Raw genomic sequence first — 13593 nt, forward strand, 5'->3', positions numbered from 1 at the left:
ACTGCCCGCCTTGATCACAACAGGGCCTCGCCGTGCACCCATCTCCTGAAAACACCTCAAAACAACGCGCGGCGATTGTCCTGCTCATGAGCATGGTGCTGCTGGCGGTCTTCCCGCTGGATGTGGTGCTCCCGTCTTTTCCCGCACTCTCGAATCACTTCAATCGTTCCCAAACCGATATCGCATTCTCTGTCAGCCTGTTCGCCATCGTGATCTCGCTCTCACAATTACTGATTGGTCCGCTATCGGACAGGCTGGGGCGCAAAAAGCTGCTGCTGGCAGGCATGGTCGTCGCGATTATCGGCGCGGTGGGTTGTGTACTGGCGACCCACTTCACGGCATTTGTGTTGTTCAGGTGCGTTCAAGCGCTCGGCTGCGGTGTCTTTGTACTGGCACAAGCACTGGTACAAGACCTGTTTATCGACAAACAACGTGACCAGTTGCGCATCGCGATGATGACTGCCAGCGGGCTGTTTATTTCACTGTCACCGTTGGCCGGCACGCTGCTGCAACAGGTTTTTGATTGGCCCGCCAGCTTCTGGGTATTTGTTGTCCTGGCCTCGGTGGTGTTTGTAAAAGCACTGTTCTTCCTTGATAACCCACGCCCGGTTCAACACGCGTCACACGGCATCGTGCAGTCGTATTGGCGCGTGTGCCGCGACCCGGCTTTTATCGGTTACTGGCTAATCTCCGGCTTCGCTTTTGCCTGCCACTTCTCATTTATCGTGATGTCACCGCTGTTGTTTATGGAGCACTTGCAGCTGTCGCCCTATGCGTTCGCCTTGGTGTTGTTGGTGTATGGCATGGCCTACCTGGGCGCAGGCATCGTTGCCCAGCGAATAAGCAACCGGCTGGCAGCCTCCACTCAAATCACCGCTGGACTGCTGCTGATCCTGACTAGCGGCCTGTCGATGCTGGCACTCTCGATCGCCTTGGGCCTGACGACAGTTAGCGTATTAGTGCCAATGATGATCTGCACAGTGGGCATCACCATTATTCGGCCAATCACAACGTCAAAAGCGATGGACGTGTTCCCCGAACATGCGGGCACGGCCGCCTCAACCGGTGGACTGGTGGTTTTAGCGTGCGGCGGGGTCATCAGCGCGTTGGTCAATCTCAGCGCTCTAGACCTGCAAACCACATTGGCCATTTGCTTCATTGTGCTCGGCACCGTCTCTATGATTGTGCATTTGCTGATCAACCGCCGATCTGCCGCCCTGCTGCCCGAGTAACCCACTTGTGCTTCGGGCCGACGGGTTGCCCCATTCCTTCCCGTCGCCAGCCGTGTAGAATCAACGCATTCATCGCCAATCATCCCCGGCGGGTTTATGAGCTCAAGCCCAAGCGCGCGGCGATCCCGCAGCGTTCACGGCAACTCGCGGATACGTGGTCATTTTCTGTGTGATCCGCCAGTCATTAGAAGCTCACTTCCCTGTTTGTTACCTGATTAGCCGCCCGGAGTTGCTCCATGCCTGACTATCGTTCGAAAACCTCCACCCACGGCCGCAATATGGCCGGTGCCCGCGCTTTGTGGCGCGCCACGGGGATGAAAGATGCCGACTTCAAGAAGCCGATCATCGCAATTGCCAACTCCTTTACCCAGTTCGTACCCGGCCACGTGCACCTAAAGGACATGGGTCAACTGGTGGCCCGCGAGATCGAGCGCGCGGGTGGAGTTGCCAAAGAATTCAACACCATTGCAGTCGATGACGGCATCGCCATGGGTCACGACGGCATGCTGTATTCGCTGCCAAGCCGCGAGATCATCGCTGACTCCGTCGAGTACATGGTCAACGCCCACTGCGCCGACGCCATCGTGTGCATCTCCAACTGCGACAAAATCACCCCTGGCATGCTGATGGCTGCGCTGCGCCTCAACATCCCGGTGATTTTTGTTTCGGGCGGACCGATGGAAGCGGGCAAAACCAAGCTCGCCAGCCACGGTCTCGACCTGGTAGACGCCATGGTCATCGCCGCCGACTCCAGCGCTTCTGACGAGAAGGTTGCCGAGTACGAGCGCAGCGCTTGCCCGACGTGCGGTTCGTGCTCAGGCATGTTCACCGCCAACTCGATGAACTGCCTGACCGAAGCACTGGGCCTGGCCTTGCCGGGCAACGGTTCTACCCTGGCGACTCACAGCGACCGCGAGCAACTGTTCCTGCAAGCCGGTCGCACCATCGTTGATCTGTGCCGCCAGTACTACATCGAGAACGACGACTCGGTTCTGCCGCGCAACATCGCCAACTTCAAGGCGTTCGAAAACGCCATGACGCTGGACATCGCCATGGGCGGTTCGACCAACACCATCCTGCACTTGCTGGCCGCTGCCCAGGAGGCCGAGATCGACTTCGACCTCAAAGACATCGACCGCCTGTCGCGCCACGTGCCGCAGCTGTGCAAAGTGGCGCCGAACATCCAGAAGTACCACATGGAAGACGTGCACCGCGCGGGCGGCATTTTCTCCATCCTCGGCTCGCTGGCCCGTGGCGGCCTGCTGCACACCGAACTGCCGACCGTGCACAGCAAGACCATGGCCGAAGGCATCGCCAAGTGGGACATCACCCAGACTGACGACGAAGCCGTGCACACGTTCTTCCGTGCAGGCCCGGCCGGCATCCCGACGCAGACCGCGTTCAGCCAGTCGACCCGCTGGGACACCCTGGATGACGACCGTGAAAACGGCTGCATCCGCAGTGTTGAACACGCCTACTCGCAAGAAGGCGGCCTGGCTGTGCTGTACGGCAACATCGCGCTGGATGGCTGCGTGGTCAAAACTGCCGGTGTCGATGAGTCGATCCACGTGTTCGAGGGCAACGCCAAGATCTTCGAAAGCCAAGACAGCGCCGTGCGAGGCATTCTGGCTGACGAAGTGCAGGCCGGTGACATTGTGATCATCCGTTACGAAGGCCCGAAAGGCGGCCCGGGCATGCAAGAAATGCTCTACCCGACCTCCTACCTGAAGTCCAAAGGCCTGGGCAAAGCCTGTGCCCTGCTGACCGATGGTCGTTTCTCGGGTGGCACATCGGGTCTGTCCATCGGCCACGCTTCGCCAGAGGCCGCTGCCGGCGGCGCCATTGGCCTGGTGCAAGACGGCGACAAGGTGCTGATCGACATTCCGAACCGCTCGATCAACCTGTTGGTCAGCGACGAAGAGCTGGCCGCACGCCGTGTTGAGCAAGACAAGAAAGGCTGGAAGCCGGTTGAAGTGCGTCCGCGTAAAGTCACCACCGCGCTCAAGGCCTACGCCTTGCTCGCCACCAGCGCCGACAAAGGCGCGGTGCGTGATAAAGCGCTGCTGGATAAGCTGGTGCCATAACCCAACGCGTAACACAAAAATCCCGGCCATGTGCCGGGATTTTTTGTGCCATACCAACCGTGTAGGAGCGAGCTTGCTCGCGATTTTTTGATCTTTTAAAGGCTCGCGAGCAAGCTCGCTCCTACAGATTTGCCTCACTGAATTTCGTCAGGTTTGACGATCACCCAATTTTTATCCGCTGTCACTGGCAAACCTGCTTTGGCCTGCGCTGCTGCGTTTTTGGCCATCATGCCTTGCAGCTGCGTCATGTACTTGTCTTTGCGGTTAATCCACAGGTGAATCCCGCCTTTGTTCACGTCAACGCTGTGGAACAACATGTAGCCGTCACTCGATGGCGTGTCCCCTGCCACCAGCACCGGTTTTTTCCATGGGTCGATGTACGTCAGGATCGCCGCCTGTTTGCCCGCCATCCAAGTGGCCGGGGTCCATAGGTAAGGTGTGAGTTCAAGCCCCATGTTGGCTTGTTCGCTGTAAGTGCCCGCGCTGATCTGCTTGCGGGCCGTGGTCAGTTCACCCGTGTCACGGTTTTTGAGCAGCGTGCTCACCCCAATCACGTTCTGCGGTTTGACGTTGTAGCCGTACTTTGGATCTGCCGCGACCATGCGCACCAGTTCTTCGGAGGCTGCGGTCATCACGTACACGTCGATGCCGTTTTCCATCAGTTTGTTAAACAGCTCAACCTGCCCCGTAAAAATCTTGGGCGGCTGGATCTCGGCCGTCTTGAGCGCATCGCCTTCAAAATACGTCACAGCAATGGGCTGCCCGGATGCCATCAACTCGTCCACATACCCTTTGAGCTGTTGCAGGGTAAAGCCGGAAAATACCTGCGCGACCCATGGGTAACAGACCATGTCGTCGATTTCACACAAACGGTAGTAATAGCTGAACAGGCTCTCCTGGTGGTCTGCCGTGTCTTTAAACGCAATGAGCTTGAGCGACGGATCAAGACTGTCCCGGGTGATCAGGCCCAGGTTTTCCATATACGGCAACAACGCCTCTTCCAGGTCGTTGCGATAGCTGGTGTTGTCCATGTCAAAAACCGCGAAGTTACCTTTGTTCGCGTTGGCCGTAATCATGGCGTTCAATTGCTGGGCCTGATCGGCAGGCCAGTGCTCCAACTCAGTCGCCAATACCTGTCCGGCCAAGCCAAAGCACAGGGTTGCCGCTATCCACTTCGCCGTCAGGCTCATCCGCTATGCTCCTCGTAAAGGCGTCGACGCTAGCAAACCTGTGTGACAGTTTTAGCGTGGATACGACCTTTAGCATCCTGAAAGCGCCACCTCTTTATTCCAAAAACGAAGGCAGTCATTCCACAACGATATATTTCGAGCTATATCAACCTGTTAGCATTTCCGGTTCGAAATTTTTATCGCCAAAAGACGGGTACACGTCGTCCCCTCGGAGCTTTCATGAATGTCCCGCTGATCCTCAATCTGCTGGTGTTCCTCGCGTTGCTGTTCGGCTTGTCGCTGACCCGCAACACCGCGTGGAGCCTGGCAAAAAAAGTCCTCCTGGCGCTGGTTATCGGCGTGCTCTTCGGCTTGGGCTTGCATCTGGTATATGGCACGGACAGCCAAACCCTCAAAACCTCTATCGGCTGGTTCGATCTGGTCGGCAGTGGCTACGTGCAACTGCTGCAAATGATCGTGATCCCGCTGGTGTTTGCTTCGATCCTGAGCGCCGTTGCACGCCTGCACAACGCATCGTCGCTGGGCAAAATCAGCTTCCTGACCATCGGTACGTTGCTGTTCACCACCATGATCGCAGCGCTGGTCGGCATCGGCCTGACTAACCTGTTCGGCCTGACCGCTGACGGCTTGGTCGCAGGCGTGGCAGAAATGAGCCGCCTGCAGGTCATCCAGAGCGATTACGTGGGCAAGGTCGCAGACCTTAACGTACCGCAGTTGCTGCTGTCGTTTATCCCGCAAAACCCGTTTGCCGACCTGGCCCGCGCCAAGCCGACGTCCATCATCAGCGTGGTGATTTTTGCTGCATTCCTGGGGGTTGCGGCACTGCAACTGTTCAAGGACGAGCCGGAAAAAGGCGGCAAAGTGCTGAACGCCATCGACACCCTGCAAGCTTGGGTGATGCGTCTGGTGCGACTGGTCATGAAACTGACCCCATATGGCGTGCTGGCGTTGATGACCAAAGTGGTCGCCATGTCCAACCTGCAAGACATCCTCAAACTCGGCAGTTTTGTGGTGGTGTCCTATATCGGCCTGGCATTGATGTTCGTGATTCACGGGGTGATCTTGTCAGTGTCCGGGGTTAACCCGCTGCGCTTCTTGCGCAAGGTCTGGCCGGTACTGACCTTCGCCTTCACCAGCCGTTCGAGCGCTGCCAGCATCCCGCTGAGCATCGAAGCACAAACCCGCCGCCTGGGCATTCCGTCTTCGATCGCCAGCTTCGCGGCATCGTTTGGCGCAACCATTGGTCAAAACGGCTGTGCGGGTCTGTACCCGGCCATGTTGGCCGTCATGGTTGCCCCAACGGTGGGCATCAACCCGCTGGACCCGATGTGGATCGCCACGCTGGTGGCGATTGTGACCTTGAGTTCGGTGGGCGTTGCGGGCGTGGGGGGCGGTGCAACCTTTGCGGCCCTTATTGTGCTTCCGGCGATGGGCTTGCCGGTGTCATTGGTGGCGTTGTTGATCTCGGTCGAACCCTTGATCGACATGGGCCGTACGGCATTGAACGTCAGTGGTTCAATGGTCGCCGGGACGGTCACCAGCCAGATTCTGCACCAGACCGACAAGGCCATATTGGCTGAAGACGATCATGGGGATTTGGCGCACGCGTAACGCCGATGAATAACCCCGTGGGAGCTGCCGCAGGCTGCGGCAGCTCCCACGGGGGTGCAATGCCTTACACCCTTTCCCACACCTCAAAACTGAACGCGGGCTTGCCCTCAACGGCCGCGTGCGACTCGTTCGACACCAATTTCCACTGCGCCTGATCAAACTCAGGAAACCACGCATCACCTTCCGGGCTCAGACCCACGCGCGTCAGGTACAAGCGGTCGGCATCTACCAGGCCCTGTGTGTACAGCTGCGCGCCGCCAATCAACATCACTTCGCTCACGCCCTGCTCGTTTGCCCATGCTTCGGCGCGCTCGACAGCGGCTTCAAGGGAGGCAAAGACTTCGGCACCTTCGAGCTGCAAATCGGTCTGACGACTGACCACCAGGTTCAAACGCCCTGGCAATGGGCGGCCCAGCGAATCCCAGGTTTTACGACCCATGATGATCGGCTTGCCCAAGGTGGTGGCCTTGAAATATTTGAAATCCGCTGGCAAATGCCACGGCATGCTGTTGTCGACGCCGATCACGCGGTTTTCACCGAGGGCCGCGATCAGGCTGAGGGGGAGTGATTTTTTCATGCCGGCGAGGATACCAGAGCCGCCCGCGCCTTAGTGCAGTACCCCGACTTGCGTCACAGCGGTTATGCTCATGGCTCACTTGAATGGAATGTCGCGTGACTCAACTTTCCCCGCTGCAACGTCTCTGGCTGACCGAAACCGTGCGCCTGCGCGAAGAACACGCCGGCCCGCTGGACGACCTGGAAGCCAACCGCCGTGCCCGCAACGACGGTGGCGATCTGGCCACACGCTTGCAAAACCGGGCCCTGTGGCTGGCCGAACGCGATGGGCTGGTCAGCGCGCTGAAGCATTGGCTGCAAGGCGCACGCCTGGCGTTGTTCGGCCTCGCCGTGCTGGCGATCATCAGCGGCGCAGGACTGGCCTTTGCCGCGCTGGGCGACGGGCAAACCCCGGTCAATGTGTTCTGGGCGCTCGGCAGCCTGCTCGGGCTCAACCTGATTCTGCTGCTCAGTTGGGCGCTGGGCCTGCTGTTTGCCGGTGAACACGGCGCCAGCCTCGGTCGTTTATGGCTGTGGCTGAGCGATAAATTTGCCCGCGACGCCAAAGCCGCGCAATTGGTCCCGGCCTTATTGCTGTTGCTGCAACGCCAAAAGCTCAACCGCTGGGCGCTCGGCACCTTGGTCAATGGTTTGTGGTTGCTGGCCATGCTCAGCGCACTGACAGTGATGCTGTTGCTAATGGCCACCCGCCGTTACGGCTTTATCTGGGAAACCACGATTCTGAGCGCCGATGTGTTTGTCAGTGCCACCCGCGCACTTGGCGTACTGCCCGGTTGGCTGGGGCTTAATGGCCCGACCGAAGACATGGTCCGCGCCAGCACCGATACGGCCTACAGCAGCGAGCTAGTGCGTCAGACCTGGGCCGTGTGGCTGGTCGGCGTGGTTCTGGTTTACGGGGTAATTGCGCGTCTGCTGCTGGCAGCTTTCTGCCTGTGGCGCTGGAAACGCGGGCGCAACGCGTTGCAACTCGACCTCAACCTGCCCGGCTATAGCCAACTGCGTGAGCGATTGATGCCGAGCAGCGAGCGCCTTGGGGTCAATGACATCGCCCCCGAGCACCTGCACACGGTGCACGCCGGGCAGACCGATCTACAAACCGATGGCGCGCTGATCGTGGCCATAGAACTGGACGACCAGCACCCGTGGCCACCCACGCTGCCCGACTCGGTCAAGGATGCTGGCATCCTCGACAGCCGCGAGTCACGGCAAAAACTGCTGGAGCAAATGACCCGTTTCCCGCCTGCCCGCCTGGCCATCGCCTGTGACCCACGGCGTTCGCCGGATCGCGGCAGCCTCGCCTTGATCGGCGAACTGGCGCGCAGCGCCGCCGAGACCCGCATCTGGCTGCTGCAAGCCCCGCCCGGCCAGGCGCTGGACGCCGACCGCCTCAGCGACTGGCACCATGCCCTGGAGCAACTGGGCTTGGCGTTTGCCACCAGCGTGCCGATCAACTGGCTGGAGACAGGCCATGACTAAGCCTCTGACGCTGGCCGTGGTCGGCCACACCAATGTGGGCAAGACCTCACTGCTGCGCACCCTCACCCGCGATGTCGGTTTTGGCGAAGTGTCCCATCGCCCCAGCACGACCCGGCATGTCGAAGGCGCACGGCTGTCGGTGGACGGCGAGCCGCTGCTGGAGCTGTACGACACGCCGGGGCTGGAAGATGCCATCGCCCTGCTCGACTACCTGGAGCGCCTCGACCGCCCAGGCGAACGTCTGGACGGCCCGGCCCGGGTCGCGCGTTTTCTCGACGGCAGCGAAGCGCGCCAGCGTTTTGAGCAGGAAGCCAAAGTGTTGCGCCAACTGCTGGCCTCCGACGCCGGGTTATACGTGATCGACGCTCGCGAGCCGGTGCTGGCCAAGTACCGCGACGAACTCAGCGTGCTGGCCAGTTGCGGCAAACCGCTGCTGCCGGTACTCAACTTTGTCAGCAGCCCGCAACACCGTGAGCCGCAGTGGCGCGAAGCGTTGGCCCGGCTCGGCCTGCATGCGCTGGTGCGGTTTGACAGCGTGGCGCCGCCCGAAGACGGTGAACGCCGCCTGTATGAAAGCCTGGCCTTGCTGCTGGAGCATTCCCGCGGGGCGCTGCAACGTTTGATTACCGATCAACAAGCCCAGCGTGAAGCCCGCCAACACAGCGCATTGCGCTTGATCGCAGAGCTGTTGATCGACTGCGCCGCCTGTCGACGCAGCGTCGCCAGTGAAAAAACCGTCGAGCAACAGGCCGTCAATCAACTGCGCGAAGCGGTTCGTCAACGCGAGCAGCGCTGTGTTGAAGCGCTGCTCAAGCTGTACGGCTTTCGCCCCCATGACGCGGCGGCCAGCGACTTGCCGCTATTGGACGGGCGTTGGGGCGATGACTTGTTCAACCCCGAAACCCTCAAGCAACTGGGCGTGCGCGTGGGCAGCGGCATCGCGGCAGGCGCGGCGGCGGGTGCCGGGGTGGACTTGATGGTCGGCGGGCTGACCCTGGGCGCCGCCGCATTGGCAGGGGCGATTGCGGGCGGCGCGCTGCAAACGGCGCGCAGCTACGGCAGCCGGCTACTGGGCAAGCTCAAGGGTCAGCGGGAATTGACCGTGGATGACAGCGTGCTGCGCTTGCTCGCCTTGCGTCAGCGCCAGTTGCTGCACGCACTGAATGCACGCGGGCATGCGGCGGTGGACAGCATCAAGGTAGCCACCCCTCAAGACAAGACCTGGCGTGAGGGCAAGCTGCCCGAGGCACTGAACAAAGCCCGTGCGCACCCGCAATGGTCATCGCTCAACCCGCATCCCAAGTTGAGCCAGACCGAACGCCAGGAACAGATCGAGTGGCTGGCTCAGCAGATCTAACGCTGCTCCGTAGTCGCTGCCCAGGCACGATGGCTGCGATAAGGCACGAAGGCATCGACCTCGGCCAACGCCAGTTGCACCGCGCTCATCACGCTTCTCCCAGCAGGCGGGCAATGTTGCGCTCGCCCATGGCCGGGCCCACGCTCATGCCAACACCCGTGTGCATCAAGGCGGCACTCACGCCTGGCGCCACATCCAGCCACGTGAACGGCTGGGCACCTCGGGCACCGTATACACCCTGCCAGCGCTCAACCACTTGCACTTCGCAGCCCAAGGTTTCTTCACACAGCTGAAGCATCCAATTGTCGACCTGTTCGCCGTTGAAGGGCGACGGATCGCGACTGTAATCGTGAGAATCACCGACGATCAGCTCGCCGTACGGCGTCGGACTGATGAGCAGGTGAATGCCGTGCTGGTCCAGATGCGGACTGTCGCGCAGGATGTCCGCTTGTACCGCAGCGGCCTGCGGCAAATCGGCAAAGGCGCCGTAATGCACGCAACTCAGGCCGGTGAGCAACGAGTGCTGCAACTGCAAATCCACCTTGGGCCGAACCCGCAGCATTTGCAGGCGGCAGATCTGCGGCTTGAGCGTAGCCAGCGGTTCAGCGAGCAAGGTCTGATAGTCATGCCCCGAGCACACGATCACCTGCGTACCGTTGAAACGGCCTGTGGTGGTGCGGATATGGCCTGGCTCGACGTCGCGTACCAAGGTTGAAAAATGGAATTCGACGCCCAGCTCGCGTTGCAGGTACTGGACCAACGCCGGGATCGCTTCACGCGAGTACACCTGCTGGTCGTCCAGCCCGTGTAACGCAGCGCGATGGTGACTGAACTGGCCGTCGTACAGCGCATCCTTTTGCGCACCGCGCAGCAGTTCGGCGCGATAGCCGAACTCACGCGCGCGACCTTGGCAGAAGGCGTCCAACAGGTGCTCTTCGGCCTCGGTGCGGGCAAACAGGTACGAGCCATTGCGCTTGAGATCGAAGCCCGCGCGCTGCGCCCAATCGCCCCAGATGCCTCGACTGGCCTGGGCCAGATCCAGCATCACGCCCGGCGGCTGGCCGGTGACCAGCGCCTGGCCAAAGTTGCGCACCGACGCGCCCAAGGGCGTGTGCGTGCGTTCGAATACATGGACCTTAAGCCCGCGTTTGGCGGCCGCGTAGGCATGGGACAAACCCAGAATGCCAGCGCCGACGATAAGAATAGTCATACACCTGTCCTGAAGAGCGCATCCCTGTAGTCGCTGCCACAGGGTTTAGCGTTTACTCACCGTTATTGGGCCACTTTCTCGGTCTTGCCGTCATAGCGCTTGCGCCATTCGGTCAAGATGGGGTCGCGGTTTTTCGAGGCCCAGGCGAAATCGTTTTTGATCAGGCGCTGTTCATAGTCCGCGGGCAGTTCGGTCTGCGGCTTGGCAATGCCAGGCTGCGCGAGTACGGCGAAGTTCTCTTTATAAAGCTCCATCGCCGCCGAGCTGGCCGAGAAGTCGGCCAGTTTCTTGGCAGCGTCTTCATGCGGCGTGCCTTTGATCACAGCCGTTGCTTCGATTTCCCAGCCCAAACCTTCTTTGGGCAAGATGATGTCCAGCGGTGCGCCCTGGCGCTTGAGCTGCACGGCCGGGTATTCAAACGAGATACCAATCGGGAACTCGCCTGCCGCCGCCAATTTGCACGGTTTGGAGCCGGAGTGAACGTACTGCCCGATGTTCTGGTGCAGGGCGTCCATGTACGCCCAACCTTGCTTCTCGCCAAAGGTTTGCAGCCACGCACTCACGTCCAAAAAACCAGTGCCTGACGACGCCGGGTTCGGCATCACGATCTTGCCCTTGTACTCAGGCTTGGTCAGGTCTTGCCAGCTCACCGGCTTGGTCAGGCCCTGTTTTTCAGCTTCGAGGGTGTTGAAGCAAATAGTCGCGGCCCACACGTCCATCCCGACCCACGCGGGCGGGTTAGCCGCATCGCGGTAGTGGGGGCCAATTTTGGCCAAGTCTTGAGGCGCGTAGGGTTGCAGCAGGCCTTGCTGATCAAGGATGGCCAGACTGGAGGCTGCCAGGCCCCAAACGGCATCTGCTTGCGGGCGGGCTTTTTCGGCCAGCAGTTTGGCGGTGATGATGCCGGTGGAATCACGTACCCATTTGATTTCCACGTCCGGGTTGGCCTTTTCAAACGCCTGCTTGTAGCTCTTCAGTTGCTCGGCTTCGAGGGCGGTATAAACAGTCAACTCGGTTTTGGCAGCAAACGCGTTAACACTCAAAGCGGTGAGGACAGCAGCGACAAGGGCAAGAGGCTTGAACATGGTGCAACTCCTTTGGGGTTTAGGGGACATGAGGTCATGGGCACGAATCACTGAGCGGGAGCGCCTTGACGCCAGGCCTGGGAGCGACGCAACACGCCCCGTGAGGCCCAGGCCAGCAGCAGAGACACGCCTGCAGAGGTCAACAGAATCAGGGTCGACATGGCCGCCGCGCCGCCGACATTGCCGGCGTCGTCCATGTTCAGCACCGCCACGGCCGCAAGAAGGGTGTCGGGGCTGTAGAGGAAAATCGCCGCCGAAACGGTTGTCATCGCAGACACGAACAGGTAGCGCACGATGTCCAGCAGCGCAGGCAGGCAGATCGGCACGGTGACGCGCCAGTAGTGGCGGTACAGCGGCGCCTTGAGTGACAGTGCCGCCGCCTCGAACTCGCCATCGAGTTGGCGCAGCGCGGTGGTCGCGGTCATGTGTGCGGTGGTCAAATAGTGAGCAATGGTGCACACCACCAACAGCGTCATGGTTCCGTAGAACACGTGCAGCGGGTTGCCCGGCAGGTTGAAAAAGAACACGTAGCCCAAGCCCAGCACCAGGCCCGGGACCGCCATGGGTACAAAGCTGAGCATGCGCAGGGCCAGGTTCAGGCGTTTTTGGCCGTTGGTTTTTTCCATCAGGTAGGCGCCGGTGAAGATCACCGCGCTACCGATCAGCGCCGTGCACAGCGCCATGGTCACGCTGTTTCGGTAAGCCAGCCAACCGCCGCCAGCGGTGTCGCTGAACTGGTAGTGGTTGAGCGACAGCGACAGGTTGTACGGCCAGAATTTGACCAGCGACGAGTACACCGCCATCCCGAATACCAGCAACAGGGCCGCGCAAATCAGCAGCACGATGGTCAGGTAGCCGCCGTCGCGCGCTTTCGATGGCAGCGGTTTGAACACCTGGGCGCGGCCACTCATGGCCTCGCCAGGCTGACGGCGCAACCAGGCATCGACGGCAAAACTGAACAGTGCGGGCAGCAGCAAGACCATGCCGATCAGGGCGCCACGTCCAAACTGTTGCTGACCGACCACGGCTTTGTAGGCTTCCAGTGCCAGCACTTGGTAATCACCGCCCACCACCACCGGCACGCCGAAGTCGGTGATGGTCAGGGTGAAGACAAGGCAGAAGGCGGCGAACACCGCTTGGCGAGTACCGGGCCAGGTGATGCTGCGAAAGGCTTTGAAGGGGCTTGCGCCCATGCTCGAGGCCGCATCGAACAAGCGCGCATCGGCCAGCGACAGCGCCGACAGCAAAATCATCAGCGCGTGAGGAAAGGTGTAAATTGCTTCGCCGAGCACAATGCCCCAGAAACCGTAGATGTTGTCCGCGACCAGCCCGCGCAACAGCCCCTGATTGCCGAACAGATACACCAGCGCAATGCCCGGCAGCATCGACGGCGCCATCAGCGGCAGCAACGACAACCCGCGCCAAATGCGTTTTCCAGGGATCATGGTGCGTTGCAACGCGTACGCAAACAGGTATGCCAGCGGCACTACAATCGCCGCCACGCTGAGTGAAACCTTGAGGCTATTGCCGACCAACCAATGAAAGTTGTCGCTGGTGACCAACTCGCGCGCCGCTACCCAGCCGCCGCCCTGAGCGCCTTCGGCACTGAATCCGCGCCAGAAGATCGCCAACAACGGCATCAGCACGGCCACGCTCAGTAACAGCAGCAACAACAGTTTGCCGCCGCCCACAAAGAGCTTGTCGCCGAGTTCAGCCCGCGAAGCCTTGCGCGCCCGTTTGCCGGACAGGGGCAGGGTCATTGGCGCGGCCAT

The 13593-nt window shown here is 60.6% G+C and carries 10 protein-coding genes; 5 read left to right on the forward strand and 5 right to left on the reverse strand.

Features of this window, described 5'->3' with window-relative positions:
- The first annotated feature begins 86 nt into the window (after nt 1–86).
- Together ACIQYF_RS03445 and ilvD are read left to right on the forward strand one after the other, a co-directional pair.
- Nucleotides 87–1232 (forward strand): MFS transporter, encoded by a 1146-nt coding sequence (locus ACIQYF_RS03445; RefSeq protein ID WP_402857179.1) that lies wholly within the window; start codon nt 87–89, stop codon nt 1230–1232.
- A gap of 236 nt (nt 1233–1468) precedes the next feature.
- Nucleotides 1469–3316 carry a dihydroxy-acid dehydratase gene (ilvD, locus tag ACIQYF_RS03450; protein ID WP_402856884.1) on the forward strand — a complete coding sequence of 616 codons (1848 nt, stop codon included), beginning with the start codon at nt 1469–1471 and terminating at the stop codon, nt 3314–3316.
- 134 nt (nt 3317–3450) lie between these two features.
- Here the strand turns inward: ilvD and ACIQYF_RS03455 are convergent, their stop codons facing one another.
- Nucleotides 3451–4506: a haloacid dehalogenase-like hydrolase gene (locus ACIQYF_RS03455; protein WP_402856886.1), complete on the reverse strand. Its 1056-nt coding sequence runs from the start codon at nt 4504–4506 to the stop codon at nt 3451–3453.
- 219 nt (nt 4507–4725) lie between these two features.
- On the opposite strand from ACIQYF_RS03455, the gene ACIQYF_RS03460 reads away from it, so the two are divergent.
- Complete coding sequence (locus ACIQYF_RS03460; RefSeq protein WP_402856888.1) at nt 4726–6117, forward strand: L-cystine transporter; 1392 nt, start codon at nt 4726–4728, stop codon at nt 6115–6117.
- Between the two features lie 64 nt (nt 6118–6181).
- On the opposite strand, the gene ACIQYF_RS03465 is transcribed toward ACIQYF_RS03460, so the two are convergent.
- Nucleotides 6182–6694 carry a dihydrofolate reductase gene (locus ACIQYF_RS03465; RefSeq protein WP_402856890.1) on the reverse strand — a complete coding sequence of 171 codons (513 nt, stop codon included), beginning with the start codon at nt 6692–6694 and terminating at the stop codon, nt 6182–6184.
- Between the two features lie 95 nt (nt 6695–6789).
- Between ACIQYF_RS03465 and ACIQYF_RS03470 the strand changes: the two genes are divergently transcribed.
- Both ACIQYF_RS03470 and ACIQYF_RS03475 read left to right on the forward strand, forming a co-directional pair.
- Complete coding sequence (locus ACIQYF_RS03470; protein ID WP_402856892.1) at nt 6790–8169, forward strand: DUF2868 domain-containing protein; 1380 nt, start codon at nt 6790–6792, stop codon at nt 8167–8169.
- Entirely contained in the window at nt 8162–9526 is a 1365-nt protein-coding gene (locus tag ACIQYF_RS03475; protein ID WP_402856894.1) for a GTPase/DUF3482 domain-containing protein, read from the forward strand. The genes ACIQYF_RS03470 and ACIQYF_RS03475 overlap by 8 nt, the downstream gene beginning before the upstream one ends.
- 88 nt (nt 9527–9614) lie before the next feature.
- Here the strand turns inward: ACIQYF_RS03475 and ACIQYF_RS03480 are convergent, their stop codons facing one another.
- The 3 genes from ACIQYF_RS03480 to ACIQYF_RS03490 form a co-directional block, all read right to left on the reverse strand.
- Nucleotides 9615–10736, reverse strand: coding sequence for a TIGR03364 family FAD-dependent oxidoreductase (locus tag ACIQYF_RS03480; protein ID WP_402856896.1), 1122 nt, complete (start codon nt 10734–10736; stop codon nt 9615–9617).
- A 62-nt stretch (nt 10737–10798) separates the two neighbouring features.
- Nucleotides 10799–11821, reverse strand: coding sequence for a putative 2-aminoethylphosphonate ABC transporter substrate-binding protein (locus ACIQYF_RS03485; RefSeq protein WP_402856898.1), 1023 nt, complete (start codon nt 11819–11821; stop codon nt 10799–10801).
- 47 nt (nt 11822–11868) lie between these two features.
- Nucleotides 11869–13593, reverse strand: coding sequence for a putative 2-aminoethylphosphonate ABC transporter permease subunit (locus ACIQYF_RS03490; protein ID WP_402856900.1), 1725 nt, complete (start codon nt 13591–13593; stop codon nt 11869–11871).

It is taken from the genome of Pseudomonas sp. NPDC096917, from assembly GCF_044762555.1.
GTDB lineage: Bacteria > Pseudomonadota > Gammaproteobacteria > Pseudomonadales > Pseudomonadaceae > Aquipseudomonas.